At 71.5% G+C, this 17,741-nt stretch carries 15 protein-coding genes and 1 pseudogene; 4 read left to right on the plus strand and 12 right to left on the minus strand.

The features are described 5' to 3' along the window. Nucleotides 1-98: 98 nt before the first annotated feature. The 4 genes from VXC91_RS05460 to VXC91_RS05475 all read right to left on the minus strand — a co-directional run bounded on the left by VXC91_RS05460 (nucleotide 99) and on the right by VXC91_RS05475 (nucleotide 3,616). Nucleotides 99-1,427: a CAP domain-containing protein gene (locus tag VXC91_RS05460; protein WP_329505500.1), complete on the minus strand. Its 1,329-nt coding sequence runs from the start codon at nucleotides 1,425-1,427 to the stop codon at nucleotides 99-101. A gap of 61 nt (nucleotides 1,428-1,488) precedes the next feature. Continuing rightward, nucleotides 1,489-1,794: a YkvA family protein gene (locus VXC91_RS05465; RefSeq protein WP_329505502.1), complete on the minus strand. Its 306-nt coding sequence runs from the start codon at nucleotides 1,792-1,794 to the stop codon at nucleotides 1,489-1,491. A 126-nt stretch (nucleotides 1,795-1,920) separates the two neighbouring features. Next, a complete protein-coding gene (locus VXC91_RS05470; protein ID WP_329505504.1) occupies nucleotides 1,921-2,307 on the minus strand; it encodes a hypothetical protein in 387 nt (128 codons plus the stop codon). 388 nt (nucleotides 2,308-2,695) lie between these two features. Beyond that, entirely contained in the window at nucleotides 2,696-3,616 is a 921-nt protein-coding gene (locus VXC91_RS05475) for a MurR/RpiR family transcriptional regulator (RefSeq protein WP_329505505.1), read from the minus strand. Nucleotides 3,617-3,802: 186 nt separating this feature from the next. Here VXC91_RS05475 and VXC91_RS05480 point away from each other — a divergent pair, with 186 nt between their 5' ends. Then, nucleotides 3,803-4,192 carry a hypothetical protein gene (locus VXC91_RS05480; RefSeq protein WP_329505506.1) on the plus strand — a complete coding sequence of 130 codons (390 nt, stop codon included), beginning with the start codon at nucleotides 3,803-3,805 and terminating at the stop codon, nucleotides 4,190-4,192. 433 nt (nucleotides 4,193-4,625) lie between these two features. Here VXC91_RS05480 and VXC91_RS05485 read toward each other — a convergent pair whose 3' ends face one another. After that, the gene (locus VXC91_RS05485) at nucleotides 4,626-5,450 is read right to left on the minus strand and encodes an ATP-grasp domain-containing protein (RefSeq protein WP_329505507.1); all 825 of its coding nucleotides are present in this window, start codon (nucleotides 5,448-5,450) and stop codon (nucleotides 4,626-4,628) included. A gap of 140 nt (nucleotides 5,451-5,590) precedes the next feature. Here VXC91_RS05485 and VXC91_RS05490 point away from each other — a divergent pair, with 140 nt between their 5' ends. Further along, the gene (locus VXC91_RS05490; RefSeq protein ID WP_329505509.1) at nucleotides 5,591-6,574 is read left to right on the plus strand and encodes an aldo/keto reductase; all 984 of its coding nucleotides are present in this window, start codon (nucleotides 5,591-5,593) and stop codon (nucleotides 6,572-6,574) included. 185 nt (nucleotides 6,575-6,759) lie between these two features. Here VXC91_RS05490 and VXC91_RS05495 read toward each other — a convergent pair whose 3' ends face one another. Continuing rightward, nucleotides 6,760-8,364 carry a serine/threonine-protein kinase gene (locus tag VXC91_RS05495; RefSeq protein WP_329505511.1) on the minus strand — a complete coding sequence of 535 codons (1,605 nt, stop codon included), beginning with the start codon at nucleotides 8,362-8,364 and terminating at the stop codon, nucleotides 6,760-6,762. Between the two features lie 158 nt (nucleotides 8,365-8,522). After that, nucleotides 8,523-9,755: a 4-hydroxybenzoate 3-monooxygenase gene (locus VXC91_RS05500; protein WP_329505513.1), complete on the minus strand. Its 1,233-nt coding sequence runs from the start codon at nucleotides 9,753-9,755 to the stop codon at nucleotides 8,523-8,525. 172 nt (nucleotides 9,756-9,927) lie between these two features. Here VXC91_RS05500 and VXC91_RS05505 point away from each other — a divergent pair, with 172 nt between their 5' ends. Continuing rightward, nucleotides 9,928-11,394, plus strand: a complete 1,467-nt coding sequence (locus VXC91_RS05505; protein ID WP_329505568.1) for a serine hydrolase domain-containing protein — start codon at nucleotides 9,928-9,930, stop codon at nucleotides 11,392-11,394. On the opposite strand, the gene VXC91_RS05510 is transcribed toward VXC91_RS05505, so the two are convergent. The 5 genes and pseudogenes from VXC91_RS05510 to VXC91_RS05530 form a co-directional block, all read right to left on the minus strand. Further along, the gene (locus VXC91_RS05510) at nucleotides 11,360-12,166 is read right to left on the minus strand and encodes a PP2C family protein-serine/threonine phosphatase (protein WP_329505515.1); all 807 of its coding nucleotides are present in this window, start codon (nucleotides 12,164-12,166) and stop codon (nucleotides 11,360-11,362) included. The genes VXC91_RS05505 and VXC91_RS05510 overlap by 35 nt on opposite strands. A gap of 27 nt (nucleotides 12,167-12,193) precedes the next feature. Continuing rightward, nucleotides 12,194-12,938: pseudogene (locus VXC91_RS05515) on the minus strand (pyridoxal-phosphate dependent enzyme). A 248-nt stretch (nucleotides 12,939-13,186) separates the two neighbouring features. Next, a complete protein-coding gene (locus tag VXC91_RS05520; protein ID WP_329505517.1) occupies nucleotides 13,187-13,537 on the minus strand; it encodes a UBP-type zinc finger domain-containing protein in 351 nt (116 codons plus the stop codon). Next, the gene (locus VXC91_RS05525; protein ID WP_329505519.1) at nucleotides 13,534-15,033 is read right to left on the minus strand and encodes a sensor histidine kinase; all 1,500 of its coding nucleotides are present in this window, start codon (nucleotides 15,031-15,033) and stop codon (nucleotides 13,534-13,536) included. Before VXC91_RS05525 ends, VXC91_RS05520 begins: the two co-directional genes overlap by 4 nt. A gap of 23 nt (nucleotides 15,034-15,056) precedes the next feature. Further along, on the minus strand, nucleotides 15,057-16,736 hold the full coding sequence (locus VXC91_RS05530; protein ID WP_329505521.1) for an FAD-dependent oxidoreductase: 1,680 nt from the start codon (nucleotides 16,734-16,736) through the stop codon (nucleotides 15,057-15,059). Nucleotides 16,737-16,867: 131 nt separating this feature from the next. Here VXC91_RS05530 and VXC91_RS05535 point away from each other — a divergent pair, with 131 nt between their 5' ends. Continuing rightward, nucleotides 16,868-17,737 carry a universal stress protein gene (locus tag VXC91_RS05535; protein WP_329505523.1) on the plus strand — a complete coding sequence of 290 codons (870 nt, stop codon included), beginning with the start codon at nucleotides 16,868-16,870 and terminating at the stop codon, nucleotides 17,735-17,737. Nucleotides 17,738-17,741: the final 4 nt, after the last annotated feature.

The following is a 17,741-nucleotide window of genomic DNA, read 5'->3' on the forward strand; positions in this document are numbered from 1 at the left end:
ACGGGTGCGACCGGCGTGATGTCCCTGTACCGCCGGGTGCACCCCGGGATCGCAGCGGCGCGGTGGAAGTCGCCGGGGCGGGTGAGTGGTCGACGGGGTCAGCCGCCGAACAGCTGCGTCCAGTACGTCCCGGCGCGGCCGCCTCCCACGAAGCCGACGCCCAGATGGGTGAAGGCAGGCTTGAGGATGTTGGCCCGGTGACCCGGGCTGTTCATCCAGCCGCGGACGACTTCGGCCGGGGAGCGTTGTCCGCAGGCGATGTTCTCGCCCACCGTGCGGTGGCGGGAGCCCGCCGCGGCGGCGCGGTCCCAGGGCTCGCGGCCCTCGGGCGAGGTGTGCGCGTAGAAGTCGCGGGCCACCATGTCGGCACTGTGCGCCTGGGCCGCGGCCGCGAGCCGGGGATCGGCGGCCAGCGGCGCCAGACCGGCAGCGGCCCGCTCGGTGTTGGTCAGTGCGAGCACTTCCTCGGCCGTGCGGGCCAGTCCTGCGGCCGTGAAGGGCCGGGCCCACAGCGCCGTCCAGTACAGGTCACCCGAGCGCCCCCCGGCAACGCAGGCCGCACCAGCCTCGGTGAACTCGGGTGTGCACAGGGTCCGGCGCGAGCGTTCGTCGCCGAGGCAGTACTCCACGAACTCGGCAGGGGTGCGCGGGCCTGAGACAAGATGCTCGCCGACCGTCAGGAACGTGTAGCCGCGCGCGGTGATCCGCTGGTGCACGGAGGTGCCGTCGGCGCTCTCCGTGGCGAGGGCGCCATGGGCAGCCATGCCGGCGGCATGCGCGTGTGCCGCCGCGGTGAGCCGCGCGTCGAGCGACACGGGAGGCGAACCGGCCCTGGCGCGCGCCGCATTGACGAGGCCCAGGAATCCGTCGGGCGCGGGCGCGTTCGGTGGGGGGAAGTCGTGGGGACCGGGCGCCTGCTCCGGGACGGGGGGTGATCCCACGGCCGCGTCCTCCACCACGTCCACCCCGAAGTCCCGGGCCACCCCTGCCAGACCGTCCGCGTACCCCTGACCCAGTGCGCGCAGCTTCCAGACCCCGCCCCGTCGGTAGAGTTCGGCGAGCAGCAGGACGGTCTCCCGTTGCGGTCGCTGCGGGGTGAAGCGGGCCACGGTGCGACCACCGGCGCCGGTGACGTGGAGCGTCGGGGCGGGCAGGGACCCCAAGTGCGCGGACGGGTCGGCGGGACTTGCGATCACGGTGACGCGCTCGGCTCCGCCCCGCAATCCGGTCGGATGCACGGTGAGCTCCTCACCGACCAGCCGGACGCCGGGCGCGGACGGCTGGTTGTAGAAGACGAAATCGGCATCGCCGCGCACCTTTCCGCCCGTGTCGGTGACGATCGCCGATACGTCGAACGGTCCCGGCACCCTGAGCGTCAGGGGGCCGTCAGGCAGGGGCAGATTGCCGCCGGGAACCAGTTCGTTCATGGTGCCGTCCGCTCGTCCGTACCGCCGACACGGCGGGCGCGGCCGCGAGGCCCGGCACCCGTCAGTCGGACAACGCGCCGTCGCCTCGCCCGGGTTCCCGTACCGGGACGGCGGCGCGCATCGACCTCAGGGCCAGCAGCATCACGCCGATGTCGTCCAGATAGACGGGGTCCGGCAGCAGATCGGCGGGCAGCACCAGATACAGGACCGCGCCCCAGAAGACCCAGCGGGGACCGGTCGGCAGCCCGGCGCGACGCAGATCGCGGCGCGTGCGGACCAGTCGCAGCAGCACGGCGAGCGCCATCCCCAGTACGGCGGCAGCGAGGACCGCGACGACGGCGATCACGGTCCAGGTCGAGGAGTCCATGCGTAGCTCTCCGGGCATCCGTAGGAGTCGTCCTCTCCTACGGATGCCCGGCTTCGCGGCGGACAGTGCCCGCGACCCGCCGAACGGGCCATCCGGTCGCGGAAGAAGAGGCGCTGCGCCCCGTCGTCAGTGGCCGGCGCGCGCCGCGCTGCTCTCCATCAACGCCATGCTCACCACCCGCACGCTGCGCGCGATGTGCTGCAGTTGCTTGACCTCGGCGGCGTACAGCTTGATGGTGTGTTCGATGACCGTCTCGGGCAGACCGAGCCCGGGCAGCTCCGCGCGGGCCGTCTGCAGCGCCGTCCGGGCCACCCGCGCCTCCTGCTGCACCTGGATCTGGGCGTGGCGGGCGAGCAGGACGGGGTGGCGGATCAGTGCCGGGTAGCTGGCATAGCGTGCGGGTACGAGGTCGCGCAGCCACTTCGCAGCCGATCGCTCCCAGTCGTAGCTGCCGGGTGTCTTGACCTGGCACGGCCAGTCCGAGCTGGTCGGCGAGTATGTCGTCAAGGCCATGATCTTCGCTTCCGGGTCACGTCGGCTCGGGTCGCTGCGACAGCTTGGGGCGGCTCCGGTCTAGGGGAGGACCGGAACCGCCACCCTGGACGCCCGCGCAGCGGGGCCCGGCCGGGCACCCGACGCCCGTGGGTAGGAGCGGACGGCAGCGGATGTCCGTACGGCGCGACCCGGGAGTCCGGACTGCGATCCGCGAGAAGTATTTATATATACCGCTGGATACGCAAGGACATGAAAAAATTCACCTGTGGTTTGTGGTGAAACATCCCGAGTGCCATGCTCCCAAGGCTGTCGACGGGTCCCGTTCCGCAGGGGGGCGGGCGACGCCAAGGGGACAGATGGGTGCAGGCGGGCGTCTCATGTCCCGTGGCGGGACATCGGCCCGGTGTCAGTCCTTGAGGAAGAACTGGTGCTGTTCGGCGATCTGCTCGTACTCCTCGAGCCGCGCCTGCGTCCGCTCCGGATCGGCGTCCGTCATGGCCTGCAGCAGGGCCGCGGCCATCAGACCGGGTGCGGCGTAGGAGTCGAAGACCAGGCGCGAGCCGGTACCCGTCGCGAAGACGACATCGGCCTCGTCGGCGAGCGGACCCAGCCCCAGATCCGTGATCAGGGCGACCTTGAGCCCCGCGCCGCGCGCCACCCGCACGGCGGTCAGGCTCTCCTGGGCGTGCCGGGGCATGCCGAACGCCAGCAGCCAGGTGCCGCCGGCCTCCCGGGACTGCAGCAGCGCGTCGTAGGCGACGCTGCCGCCGCGTGTCACCAGCCGCACGTCCGGGTGGATGCGCCGGGCCCCGTACGCGAAGTACTCGGCGAGCGAACCGGAGATCCTGAGGCCCATCACGGTCAGCGGCGTCGACTCCGACAGCGCTCGGCCGACGCGGATCACCTCGTCCGGGTCGGCGAAGTCCCGGCGCAGGTTCTCGAGGTTCTCGATCTCTCTGTCCACGGCCGCCTGCAGCTCGTTGCCGTGCTGCTCCGCCGGCGTGCCCGGGCTGCCCAGCGCGCTCAGGGCGATGGCCTGGAGCTTCTCCCGCAACGCGGGGTAACCGCTGAAGCCTACGGCCGCGGCGAAACGGGTCACCGAGGGCTGGCTGACCCCCACCCGCTCGGCCAGGTCCGTGATCGACAGGAACGCGGCCTCGGTGATGTGCTCGATCAGGTACTGGGCGATCCGGCGATGCCCGGGGGAGAGCCGCGGACCATCGAACAACTCCCTGAGCTGGGACGTCGGTGCAGCATCGGCCGCCGGGGCCGTCTTGCCCGCGGTGATCGCAGATGCCTGCGCGCGTGCCCGCTGCGGCGATGACACCGGACCTCCTCCTCTGCGTCCCGAGAACCTTCAACATAGCTCACGGAAGGCGCTGACCAGGGGCCTTACCGCGCACATCGCGACAGCCGCCGCCGACAGGCGGGCCCGCCGCTTCGGCCGTACCGTCGTGCATGGAGGTATCGGGGATGGGGTACCCGCGTCGGTCACCTGATGAGAGGAGCGGCCGTGAACTCGCCCGTAGCGCACGCACCACAGGTCGAAGTGGTGGTCAGCGGCTGTTCGGCGTCGGACGCCGGGAGCCTGTTCGCCGAACTGTGCCGGCTTTTCTCCTCGGACCGCCGTGCCGAGGACGTGCCGCACGAGACCGCAGGATCCCGGCCCACGATGTGGACCGGGACGTTCGACATGTCGTCCGCCCCGGGCGCGCCCGAGCGGCTTGAGCCGCCGGCGTCCCTGTCGGGACCGGTGAAGGCCGAACTGCAGGGCGAGCCCCGGGCGGTGGAGCGCCTGCGCCGCGCCCTGGACGCAATGTACGTCGTGCACCAGCTGGGCGTGGTCGCCGGTGACCAGGAGGTCGACGTCGAGCTGCGGTTGGAGAGCCGGGGGATGGCCTGAACCCCGGACAGGGCGGACAGGAGGAAGGCTGCCGGGACACGGGACTGGAGAGCCGTCCCGTGCCGAGGCCCCCCGACCGTTCGGCGGGAGAGCACCGCCGAACGGCGCGTACCGGGTGCGACGGGCCGGTGGGCACCCATGAACGCACCGGTCACGCGGGTGTCGCCCCGACCGAGGAGGCAGACATGACCGCCGAGCCGGCCACCTCCCGGGCCGCCGCGGGCGGCGGCGGGCTGTGCCCGCCGCCGCCCGTCGACCCCGAGCCGGCGGCCCGCCTGGAACCGATCGCCGACCGGCTGCCGCCGGGCTTCCCGCCCGATGCGATCCCCGAGATCCGCGCGGGCATGATCCGCCCTCCGCCCTCCGACGAGGACCTTGGCCGCGGCGGTTCCTCGACGGCCGGCCCGAGACGCCAGACGCCCGGGGCGCGGGGCTATGCCGTCAGGAACCGGTGGAGCGAGGCCGTCATCGCGACAGCGAAGGCCTCGCGTGTCCGGTCGGGCACCCGGTCGAGGGAGAGATACGGGTTGAGGTCCTCCAACTCGACCAGCAGGAGGTCTCCGTCCCGGGTGCGGCAGGCGTCGACGCGCTGGATGCCGTGGTCAAGGGTGTTCCAGTGGATGAAACCCCTGGCGAAGGCGAGGTCGGCCTCCGTTGGCTCATAGGGTTCGAGGACCCAGCGCCGCTCGGGATCCGGCGCGTGGAGGGCGTACTGGAAGGTGTCGTCCACGTAGTAGAACGACACCTCGTAGCGGAAGTCGATCCGCGGCTGCACCAGGATCTCGCCCCAGGCCAGGCCCTGCAGACGGGCCCGTGGCACGAAGTCCAGGCCGATGGAGTCCGCTCCCACCTTGGGCTTGACCGCGTACAGATCGGCCTCGGGCAGTCGTTCGAGGTCCTCGGGCCGGTCGGCCGTGGGGATGACCGGGCGTCCGGCCTCGGTCAGGTCGAGCAGGTACTGCTTGCCGGCCATGTCGGCCCGGCCGGTGAGCCGGTTGTACACACGCGTGCCGCGTGCGGCGGCCCGGCCACGGAAGTCGTCGTACTCCCGCTGGTAGCGCAGCACGGGGCCGCTGTTGCGGACCACGACGGCATCGAAGCCGTCCATCAGCGCCGCGGCGTCCAGCGGGTGGCACAGCGCGATGTCGAAGTCCGCGCGCAACCGGGCGGTGAGGGCGATGTCCTCGTCGCCGTAACGCCGGCCGCGGGCGGGGTAGGCCAGATCGGTCACGTACAGAAGGCGGGGGCGGGTGGACATGTCTGGCTTCTCCTCGGTCGGCGGACATCAACCTAGTCGGCGTCCGAAGGCGTGCTCGTGCCGGGCGGTGGTGGATCACCGGTGCGGCGCGCAGGACGGGGCGTTCGCTGCGTGGGCGGCGCGGATGACAGACTGGCCGCATGGAAGAGCGCGATTTCGGCAGGTTGGGGCAGCACGCGTCGGTCATCGGCCTGGGCACATGGCAGTTGGGCGCGGACTGGGGCGACGTCGACGACAAGGACGCCCACGAGGTGCTGGAGGCGGCGGCCGAGTCCGGGGTCACCTTCTTCGACACCGCCGATGTGTACGGCGACGGGCGCAGCGAGCAGACCATCGCCGCATTCCTGCTGGGCAGGCCCGATCTGCACGTGCTGGTGGCGACCAAGATGGGCCGCCGACTCGACCAGATCCCGGAGAACTACGTCCTGGACAACTTCCGCGCCTGGAACGACCGCTCCCGGCGCTATCTCGGGGTCGACCGCATCGACCTGGTGCAGTTGCACTGCCCGCCGACGCCCGTGTACTCCTCCGACGCGGTGTACGACGCCCTCGACACTCTGGTCGAGGAGGGCCGCATCGCCGCGTACGGCGTGAGCGTGGAGACCTGTGACGAGGCGCTGACCGCGATCGCCCACCCGAACGTGGCGAGCGTGCAGATCATCCTCAACCCGTTCCGGATGAAGCCGCTGCGGGAGGTCCTCCCGGTCGCACAGGAGGCCGGAGTGGGCATCATCGCGCGTGTGCCGCTGGCCTCCGGCCTGCTGTCGGGCAAGTACACGAAGGACACGGTCTTCGCCGCGAACGACCACCGCTCCTACAACCGGCACGGTGAGGCCTTCGACCAGGGCGAGACGTTCTCCGGCGTCGACTTCGCCACCGGTGTGGAGGCGGCGGCCGAGTTCGCCGCACTCGCTCCGGAGGGTTTCACCCCGGCCCAGCTTGCGCTGGCCTGGATCGTCCAGCAGCCCGGCGTGACCACGGTGATCCCGGGCGCCCGCTCGGCGTACCAGGCCCGCGCCAACGCGGCGGTCGCCAAGCTCCCTCCGCTCTCCCAGGAGACGCTTAACGCGATCCAGGACCTGTACGACCGGCGGATCAAGGAGCAGGTCGAGAACCGCTGGTAGGCGCAGGCGGGGAGACCGGTCGGCGGCACGACCCCGGCCGGTCGGACCCTCAGTCTGCCCTTCATTCGTCGTCTGCGGCATACGTTAGGTCTTCGAGCGCCCGGTCACCGACCCCGATCCCCTCGCAGAACTCCCCGTCGTACAAGCCGCGGCGGCCAACCGCGCTGCCGGGAACCCGCGTGCGGTCAGGACGGCGTCGGACGGAAGGTCCGCAGAATGACCTTCAGCGCCAGCTGGTCGGTCGTGTTCCCGGCGTCGGCGCCGGGGGCGGTCCAGCGCAGGGAGAAGCCGCGGCCGGCACCGACGAGGAAGCCGCGGCCGAAGGTGTGCGCGCGGACGCCGTCCACCGTGGACAACCACTCGATGTCCGCGCCCTTGTAGCCCTGGTAGGTGACGGGGACGATGTCGCCCACCCGTGCGTAGTCGGCGTACGCGCCCTTCAGGGACGGCTCCAGGGCGCGCCAGATCGCCACCGGGTCCCCACCGAGATGCACGCCGGCGGTGACCGTCAGCGTGCGCGGGTCCCCGCTCGCGCCGAACGTCACCCGGTAGGTGTCTTCGGGGGCGCTCTCCGTACGGATGCGCTCCCATCCCTGTGGCAGGTAGAGGGAGAAGCCCTCCGGCGCCACATGGCGGCCGAAGCCCGCGTTCGGGTCCTGAGTGGCGCTCGCCGACGGGGACGGCACCGCGCCCGAAGGCGGCGCCCCGCGATCGGTGCCGTCGCCCGTCGGGTCGGCCGGCGTGGAGGGAGCCGCAGAGCGGGAGGGCACGGTGCCGGTCGCCGACGTGCCGCCGTTGTCCGAGCGGCCCGCCGCGACGAGGACGGCCACCGACGAGCTCGCGACCACGAGGCCCGCGCCCACCAGCACCGACCGACGCACCGCCGGCCTGCCCCATGCCCGGCACACTCGGTGCGCGAACTGCCACGCGTCCAGAAAACGCGGCATCAGCGTCTCGTGCCCGGACTCGTCGGGGTCCGCGCTCACGATGCGCGTCAGCGAGGCACGCACGACGGGTTCCGGCACCCGCTCCAGGGCGTCGCGGCGCAACAGCCCGGTGATGGCCGGAGCGAGCGGACCGGCGTTCACCGGGGAGCGCGGCGGGAGCCGGTCGACCGCGCGCAATGTCGACTCGACCGGGCCCCGGTCCCTGACCGGCGGACGGCCCTCCACCATCGCGTACAGCAGCGCTCCCAGCGCCCACTGGTCCGTCGCCGGTCCCGCACTCGACCCTCGGGCCTGCTCGGGGGAGGCGTACGACGGCGCGGTGACCCGCTGAGTGACGGACGCGCCGATCAGACCGAACCCCGTCACCACGACGGTGCCGCCCTCTTGTACGAACACCTGCCCGGGGCTCAGGTCTCCGTGGGTCGCCCCACGGCGGTGGGCGGCCTCCAGTACATCGAGGATGCCAAGGCCGATCCGGGCCGCCCGCACGTAGTTGAGGGGGCCGTGGGCCAGGACCGCCCCGAGCGGTGTGCCGTCGATCCGCTCCGTCACGGTCCACAGGACACCGCTGTCCTCGACCACGTCGAGCACGGTGGCGACACGACCGGGACACAGCAGCTCGATGGCCTCTGACTCGCGCAGGATCCGGGCGACGGTACGGCGCACGGTGACCTCGGGCTGAACCGGTGCGATCCGCGACCCGGTGAGTGTCACCGGCCGTCCGAACGCCTCGTCCTCGCCGATCCAGACGGACCGCCCATGTTCATCGTGAACGGCCTTGAGGGCCCGGTACCGTCCGGTGATCAACTCCCTTGTGCAGACCTGAACATGGTCCATCGTCATCCCTCGCTGTGTACCGGATTCTCCCGTTTCCCGGAAGTACGGTGGATGTGACGGTGGGTGTTCAAAGAAAGGCGATTTCTACGGACGGGATTTTCCGGGACCGCACTTTCTCCCGCTCGCACGTGCGAAAACACGGCCCTTGACTGCTCGTCAGTAGGTTACCTATGGTTACCGTCGCCACCCGAGCCGATGTACGACTCGGCGAACGCGGCCGCCGCGACGGAGGAGTCGAACAGCCGCCGTAGCCGGGCAGTGGCGTTGCCGGCGCGGAAGGGATCCTGCGAGGACGGTCCGTGCAGCAGCTCCGCGAACCACTCGGAGAACTCCTGGTACTCCCACACCCGGCGCAGACAGGCGGCCGAGTAGCCGCGCAGGCGGCCGCTGTCACCGTCGCGGTAGTACGCGACGAGCGCGTCGGCGAGTAGCAGCGCGTCGTACAGGGCGAGGTTCATGCCCTTCGCGGCGATCGGCGCCACCAGATGGGCCGCGTCGCCCGCCAGGAACAGCCTTCCGTACGCCATGGGTTGCACCACGTAGTTGTGCATGTCCAGTACGCGCTTCTCGATCAACCGCCCCTCGGTCAGCGGCGGAGCACCCGTCACGGACAGCCGTGCGCGCAGTTCGGACCAGACCCGCTCGTGGGGCCAGTTCCTCGCGTCGTCGCCCGGCGGGCACTCGAGGTAGTAGCGGGTGACCTGTGGGCTGCGGGCCATGTGTGCGGCGAAACCGCGTGGATGGACCCCGAAGACCACGCAGTCCGACGACGGCGGGGCCTCCGCCAGCAGGGCCAGCCACCCCACCCCGTAGTCCAGCCGGGCGACATGTGCGCGCTCGGGAGGCAGCGAGGCCCGGGTCACGCCACGGGCGCCGTCGCAGCCGGCGACCATGTCGCAGGTGATCCGGCGGCGTTCACCCGAGTCGGTATCCGTGTACGACACCGACGGGGACTCGCTGTCGACGTCGTGCAGCTCGACGTCGCGTACACCGAAGCGGATGTCGCCGCCCTTGACGTCTGTGTACTCCCGGACCAGGTCGGTGACGAGCAGCGGCTGGGGATAGACGAAGTGACGGTGGCCGGACGCGCGCGTGTAGCCGAACCGGAGCCGTTCGCCGCCGATACGGAACTCGCACTCCGTGTGTGTCTGCGCCCGTTCCAGCAGACGTCCGGCCAGTCCGTGCCGTTCCAGCGCACGCACCGCCCCTTCCTCGATGAACCCCGCCCTGGGCCGTTGTTCGATGAACTGCCGGCTCTCGGCCTCGAGGACCACGCAGTCGACGGAGGCGCTCCGCAGGACGTTGGCGAGGGTCAGCCCGGCGGGGCCGGCGCCGACGATGACGACGGGAGCGTGCTGATCGGACGGGGGGAGGAGTGTGGGGGAAGAGGTGATCACCGGATCATTATGGCGGTGTACCGTCAACACCCCTACTCCGCACCAGGGTTGGAGTCGGTACGGGGCCACCGACCGGGACCGTGGACAGGCCCCGGGCTCCGGCGGAAGGATGGCGCGTACAGCGAACCGAATGCGCGACAGCCCGCCCGCAGCGTTCCAGGAGGCCCGCCGGATGAGCACCCGCCCGTTGCCCGTCAGCACACCCGCCGAGCAAGGGGTGGACGCCCGCGGGATCCAGGCGTTCCTCGACGTCATCGAGGCGGCCCCCGACATCGAGCCCCACAGCCTCATGATCCTGCGCCATGGCCGCCTGGTCGCCTCCGGCTGGTGGGCGCCGTACACCGCCGACCGCCTCCACCTGCTGTACTCCCTCAGCAAGAGCTTCACCTCGACGGCGGCCGGAGTGGCCGTCGCCGAGGGACTGCTCGATCTCGACGCGCCCGTGATCTCGTACTTCCCTGAGTTCGAGGCGGACATCACCGACCCGCGCAGCCGCGCCATGCTGGTCAGGCATATCGCGTCGATGGCGAGCGGGCACCTCGCCGAGACCAACGACGAGGCCTTCGGGCTCGACCGCGCCGAACCCGTACGCGGCTTCCTGTTGATCCCCCCGGACCGTGATCCCGGCACCGTCTTCGCGTACAACCAGCCCACGACCTACACGCTGGCCGCGCTCGTACAGCGGCTGTCCGGCCGGTCGCTGACCGAGTACCTTCGCCCGAGGATCCTCGACCCCCTGGGCATCGGCGAGGTCGCCTGGACCCAGCACCCGCGCGGCCGGGACCTCGGGTTCAGCGGACTGCACGCCACCACGGACGCGATCGCCCGCCTGGGGCTGCTGTACCTGCAGGACGGCGTCTGGGAGGGCAGGCGGCTGCTGCCGTCCTCCTGGGTGGCGGGCGCGACCCGTTCGCACATCTCCAACGCCGACGGGACGGCCGAGGGCGCCGCTTCGGACTGGCAGCAGGGCTACGGCTTCCAGTTCTGGATGTCACGACACGGATACCGGGGGGACGGGGCGTACGGCCAGTTCTGCGTCGTCCTGCCGGAACACGACACCGTGATCGCGACGACCGCGGCCACCGAGCAGATGCAGAAACTCCTCGACGCGATGTGGCGTCATCTGCTGCCCGCACTCGGTCCCGGTCCGCTCGCCGGCCGCGCCGAGGAGGACAAGGCGCTCCAGGACCGCCTCGACCGACTCACGCTGCCACCGGTCGCCGCGCACCCCGGGCCGGCCGCGGACCCCGGCCCCTGGCAGCGGGCCCGCTTCACGCCCCGCGGCGGCCACTGCGCGAACCAGCCGACCCTGACGAGGGTCGAGGTCGCCAGGGCGGACGGCGCCTGGACGGCGACCCTCGTGGAGGGCGAGGAGCGTCTCGCCCTGCGCCTTCCCGATTCCGGCTGGGCAGTCGACGACGGCACGGTCCCCAGGGCGGTGAGCGGTGGCTGGACGGCCCAGGACACCCTGCACGTCGACATCGTGTTTCTGGAGACGCCGCACCGCCTGACGGTGACCTGCGCCCTCGACGACGGCACCTTCACGGCCCGCTGGCACACGACCCCCCTTCACGTCGGCCCGTTGCGCCGCCACCGCGCTCCGCTCACCTCCCGGGAGGGCTCGGCACCACGCGGATGACGGCGGCGGTGACGTTGTCCCGGCCGCCCGCGTCCAGGGCGTGTCCGACCAGTGCTCGGGCGTCGGCCCGCGCGTCCGGGCCGTGGCGTCCGAGCGCCGCACGCAGCCGGGCGGCATCCGGCAGATACCGCCACAGGCCGTCCGTGCACAGCAGCAGACGACCGGGTACGAGGGGCCGGTAGCCGCGGACGTGTGGGGTCACCGGTCCCGCGTCCCTGCCCAGCCAGGCGGTGAGGGCGTCATGCCGGCCGGTGGCGTCCTCGGTCAGGGTCATGCCCGGCCCCTCGTCGGGCAGCCAGTAGGCCCGGCTGTCACCGACCCAGGCACTCCAGACGCCCCCGGGCCCGGCGACACCGGCGACGAACGTGCAGGCAGGTGCGGTGTCCTCGGACGCGGCCAGGGCGCTCACCGCCCGGCCTGCACGAACGGCGGCCTCGTGGAGGGCCACCTCCGGCACCGTCTCCCCCCGCAGTCGTGCGACCAGGATCGACGCGGCGGTCTCGGCTGCGACCCGCGCCGCCCGCTCCGGCCGCGGCGACATGGACACCCCGTCACAGACGACACCGACCGTCCACTCACCGTCGGTCGCGAGCGCCAGAGCGTCCGCGTTGATCCCCCGCCTGCGGCCCCCGTCGCTGACCCCGGCCGCGTCGGCGCCGGCCGTGATCTCCAGATGGGCCCGGAATGCGGGCTGCACCGCCCCGCAGTGCCAGCAGACACCGTCGGGGGCCACCGTTCCGCCACAGCGGACGCACATCAAGGTCTCGTCCATCCGGCGAGCATCCTGCCACGTTCCGGGTCAGCGCAGCCCGAACCGGTCCGCCCACCCCACGATGTCCGTCACGGTCGCGTTGCGGCCGCACACCACCAGACCCAGCCGGGCCCCGTCACCGACGCGCGCCAGCACCTGCCGGGCCGCCGGCAGCAGACAGCCCGCGGCGGGCTCGGTCCACGCCCCGGCATGCTCGGCCAGCGCCAGGCTGCCGCGGACCGCTTCCTTGTCCGGCACCACCAGGACCTCGGTGACCAGGGCCGACGCATGGTCGTACGTCAACTGCGAGACGGATGGCGCGCTGAGCGTGGTCACGACCGACGACAGCTCCACCGGTACCGGCCCGCCCGCCGCCAGTGCCCGGGACATGGCCTCGGCGCCCTCCGTCTCCACGCCCCACACACGGATGCCGGGCCGCAGGGCGTGCAGCGCCGCCGCCACGCCAGCGATCAGCCCACCGCCCCCGACGCTCACCAGAACATCCGTCAACGCACCCGCGTCCTCGGCGAACTCCAGGCCGACGGTGCCCTGCCCGGCGATTGCCGCCGCTGACCGCCACCACCCCCGCGGCCCGCTCGGCCTCGCCGAGCGTGAGCAGCCGCGCCGTGGCGCCGCGCGCCTTGAAGGAACCGGTGCGCTGCAGCAGCTCCAGCTTGGCGGTCACCGGGGCCCCGAGCAGCGCGGTGAGCCCTGGGCTCGCCACCGTCGGGGTGCGTACGACGTGCCCGGCGATCCGCTCCGCGGCCGCGTGAAGGTCCGAGATCCCGATCAACGCCCCTGCCTCCCAAGACAGTTCCGTACGCCCGCGACACCGCTGTCGCGCCGCCTCCACCCTCGCACGAGCGGCGGAGGAAATCCGGGTGGCCGCCGATGTCCGGCGGGTCAGGCTCCTGCCAAGGGGCGGCGGAGAACCAGTGCAGGGGAGGGTGCATCCCTTCAAAGGCCGGGAACGGGCTCGACGGGCCGCACACGATGTGCGGCCCGTCGATCAGTGAACTCCCGCGCGCCTGCCGGCCGGACCTAGCGGAGCGTCTCCGCCCAGTCGGCCGGTACCCGCCCCTCCGGCCCCGGCACGGGCTGGTCCTCGGGGTGGCTGACCGGGGGCGCCAGGTCCGGCCCGGACTCGTACAGTTGGGACGTGGTGTAGTCCCAGAACCAGCCTTCGTCCGGCTCGAAGCTGCGGATCACCGGATGCCCGGTGGCGTGGAAATGGGCAGTGGCGTGCTTGTCCGGAGAGTCGTCACAGCAGCCGATGTGCCCGCACTGCGCGCACCGGCGCAGATGGAACCACCAGCCGCCCACCTTGTCGCACTCCACACAGCCGCTGCCGCTCGGCGGGACGCTGGGCTCGATTCCGTTCACTGTGCTCATCTTGCCTCCGGTGATGATTCGGGAGCAGGCTGCGACTCGACGCTCTCCTCGACGACATCGGACGCCGCGGCGGTCAGGGGCAGCCGCACCTGGAACCGCGTGTCGCCCGGCATCGACTGGACGTCCAGGCTGCCGTGGTGCTTGTTGGCGACGATGCGCCAGGAGATGTCCAGGCCGAGCCCGGTGCCCTGGCCCACCGGCTTGGTGGTGAAGAAGGGGTCGAAGATGCGGTTGCGGATCTCCGGCGGCACACCGGGGCCCGTGTCGCAGAACTCGACGAGCAACCGGTCGTGGTCGAGCGCGGTGCGCACGGTCAGCGTGCCGTCACCGCCCGCCTCCTCGATGGCGGACACCGCATTGTCGATGATGTTCGTCCACACCTGATTGAGCTCGCCGGGGTAGCCGGGAATGCTCGGCAGGGTGCGGTCGTACTCCTTGACGACGGTGATCTGCGGGCCGATCTTTCCGGAGAGCATCAGCAGGGTGCTGTCGAGGAGTTCGTGGACGTCGACGATCTGATACGGCGCCCGGTCCAGCTGGGAGTACTGCCGGGCCGCGTTGACCAAGGTGGACACCCGGGTCGTGGAGTCCTCGATCTCGTTCATGAGCAGCTCGGTCTCGACCGTGTAGTTGAGCCACCGGATCGCGGTTTCGAGGGTCCCCTCGTCGACGGCCGCCGCGACCTGGTCGAGCCAGTCGATGTCGAGGCCTGCCTGGACGAACGTGGGTGCGAGCTGCCAGCCGCCCTGGATGTCGTGGTCGTCGAGCCAGTCGCCCATCGCGTCCTCACGGTCGGCCGCCTCCAGCGGGCTGACCGGCGGGGCCTTGGCGACCTGTTCCGCGGTCCGCTCCTGGATGTCGACCAGGGTGAGCAGCGTCTCCGGCTCGTACCGGCGGGCGGCGATCATGCCCAGCTTGTGCCGCATCCCGGCGACCCGCTCGCGCAGTGCCGCCGTCGCGCTCACGGCAGCGGCGGCCGGGTTGTTGAGCTCATGGGTGAGACCCGCGGACAGGGAACCGAGCGCCAGCAGCCGCTCACGCTGGTTGATGATCTGCTGCGTGTTCTGGCTGCCGAAGAACAGCCCTTCCAACAGATGCACCGCCATCGGGAACCAGTCCCGCATGACCGAGGAGAAGGTCTCGGCGGGCAGGACGAAGAACCGTGAGGGTTCGGTGACCCGCATCGATCCGGTGTACTGGGCCCCCCGAGCCCGCTCACCGAGGTACGCCTGGAAGGCGCCCGCGTACACCCCTCGCTGCGACGTCCGGGAGAGCTCCACGTCGTCGGAGGCGACACGGCGGGACATCACCACCGTGCCGTTCAGCAGGACGAAGAAGCACGTGGCGGGCTCGCCCTCGGTGTAGACCGGGCCGGGTTCGTACAGCTCCACCCGGCCTTCCCGGCACAGTCGCGCCAACTGGTCGTCGGTCAGCTTCTCGAACAGGAAGAGTGTTCTCAGCTCCCCCTTGTCGCATGTCATCGTCCGGCCGCTCATACACCGTTCCGCGTGCTGTGGGTTCATGACTGCTCCAGATACCGGTGGACGAGCATCACGGCCATGGCTCCCTCACCGACCGCGGAGGCGACCCGCTTGGCGGACTCGGCACGTGCGTCGCCGGCGACGAACACGCCGGGGACGTTGGTCTCCAGGTGGTACGGGGGCCGCTCCAGCTCCCAGTCACGCGGTGGCTGCCCGTCGCAGGTCATGTCGGGTCCGGTCAGGATGAACCCGTGCTCGTCCCGCAGTACGGTTCCCTCCAGCCAGTCCGTCAGCGGGGCTGCCCCGATGAAAACGAACAGCCACTGCGCGTCGACGAGTTCGGTGTGCCCGGTGTCCATGTCGCGCAGGGTCAGCTGCTCGAGGTGGTCGGTGCCGTGCGCCGCCTCCACCACGGTACGGGTGCGTACCGAGATGTTGGGGGCCTCGGCGATCTGCTGGATCAGATAGTGCGACATCGACGCCGACAGCGACTCGCCCCGGACGAGCACGGTGACCGACTTGGCGCCGCGGGCGAGGTACATCGCCGCCTGCCCGGCGGAGTTGGCGCCGCCGACGATGTACACGTCCTGGCCCGAACAGGCGGGCGCCTCGGTCAGCGCCGAACCGTAGAAGACACCGCACCCCGTCAGTTCCTTGAGGCCCGGGGCATCCAGCTGCCGGTAGGTCACACCGGTCGCCAGGATCACGCTGTGGGCCGAGATCGCGGGCAAGTCCGAGAACCGCACGATGCGTGCGGCCCCGTTGACCTCCAGGGAGCTCACCTCCCGCGCGGTGAGGATTTCGGCGCCGAACTTCTTCGCCTGGCGGCGGGCCCGGTCGGTCAGCTGTGCGCCCGACACGCCGTCGGGGAAGCCGAGGTAGTTCTCGATGCGGGAACTCTGTCCTGCCTGTCCACCGGTCGCGGACCGCTCCACGAGCAGCGTCCTGAGGCCCTCCGACGCCCCGTACAGGGCGGCCCCGAGGCCGGCGGGTCCGCCGCCGATGACGATGAGGTCGTAGAACTCCGCGGTGGGAGTCGTCGCCAGCCCCACGTGGGACGCGAGTTCCGGCTCCTCCGGTTCGAGCAGGGGTGTTCCGTCCGGCGTGACGACGAGCGGCAGTCGTTCACCGGTCTGCCTGGCCGCGGCCAGCAGCCGCTGTCCCTCCGGAGTGTCGACCGAGTACCAGCGGTAGGGGACCTGGTTGCGGGCGAGGAACTCGCGCACCTCCGACGACCGCGCCGACCAGCGGTGCCCCACCACCTTCGTGCTCGGCACCGGCCGGTAGTCCGAGGTCCGCCACGCCTCCAGGAGATCATCCAGGACGGGGTAGAGCTTCTCCTCGGGCGGATCCCACGGCTTGAGCAGGTAGTGGTCGAGGTCGATGACGTTGATCGCGTCAATGGCCGCGCTGGTGTCCGCGTACGCGGTCAGCAGCACCCGGCGTGCCCCGGGATAGACGTCCAGGGCCTGTTCCAGGAACTCGATGCCGTTCATCTCGGGCATCCGGTAGTCGGCCATGATCACGGCCACGAGGTCGCCGCGCAGCTTCAGCTCCCGCAGCGCCTCCATAGCGCTGTCGCCGGACTCGGCGCGCACGATCCGGTACGACTCGCCGTACCGGCGCCGCAGGTCGCGAGCCACGGCACGCGACACCCCGGGGTCGTCGTCCACAGTCAGGATGACCGTCCGTGCAGCTGCGCTGGCAGCCTGTGCCATATAGTCTCCCACTCCGATCTCATCGGTATTTCGCCCATCGTATGTTCGATCGTCCGGTTTTGCTGCGGAACCCGGGAGCGTCCGGATCGGTAGCGTGTGATGGGTCGGATCATGAACAGGGAGGCAGCCGTATGACCCGCCCCATCACCGTGGGAGTGGACGGATCACCGGAGAGCGCCGCCGCCGCGGCCTGGGCGGGCCGCGAGGCGGTACGCCGGGGCCGGCCACTGCGCATCGTGCACGCCTGGCAGTGGGAGCCGTACGAGATCGCCCCGGCCGCGGACCGGGGCACCCAGGCGGGGTGGGCCCGGGAAACCGCCGAGAAGGCCCGGCGCACGCTCATCGAGCGGCACCCGGAGCTGACCGTGACCGCCGAGGCCCTGGAGGGTCCGTTCGTCGCGACCCTGGTGGCCGAGGCTGCCGCGGCGGAGCTTCTGGTTCTGGGTTCGCGGGGCCACGGCGCAGTCGTGGGCTTCCTGCTCGGCTCCGTGGGACGGCAGGTGATCGCCGAGTCCGCCCGGCCCGTCGTGCTGGTCAGGTCGGACGACCGGGCCGCTGCCGAGGCGGCGGGCCGCGAGATCGTCGTCGGCCAGCACGGGGAGCCGGACGACAGTGCTCCCGCGCTGGGCTTCGCGTTCGCCACGGCCGCGGCCCGGGGAGCCGCCGTACGCGTCGTGCGGGCCTGGAGCCTGCCGCCCGTGTTCGCCTACAGCCCCGGCTCGCTGAAGCTCCTCGACGAGGCCGGCGGCCTGGAGCCGTACGAGCGGAAGGGGCTCGACGAGGCGCTGCGGCCCTGGCGGGAACGCTTTCCGGACGTGCCGGTGACCGAGCACGTGGAGATGGGCAGCGCGGGTCAGGTGCTGCTCTCCGCGGCCGCTCGTGCGCAGCTCGTGGTGGTGGGACGCCACTCCTCCCGGGCGGTGGGGCCGCGCATCGGCTCGGTGGCGCATGCGCTGCTGCACCATGCCCCCTGCCCGGTGGCGGTGATCCCGCCGGCCTGAGCGG

The organism is Streptomyces chiangmaiensis, assembly GCF_036281785.1.
In the GTDB taxonomy this organism is placed as follows: Bacteria; Actinomycetota; Actinomycetes; order Streptomycetales; family Streptomycetaceae; genus Streptomyces; species Streptomyces chiangmaiensis.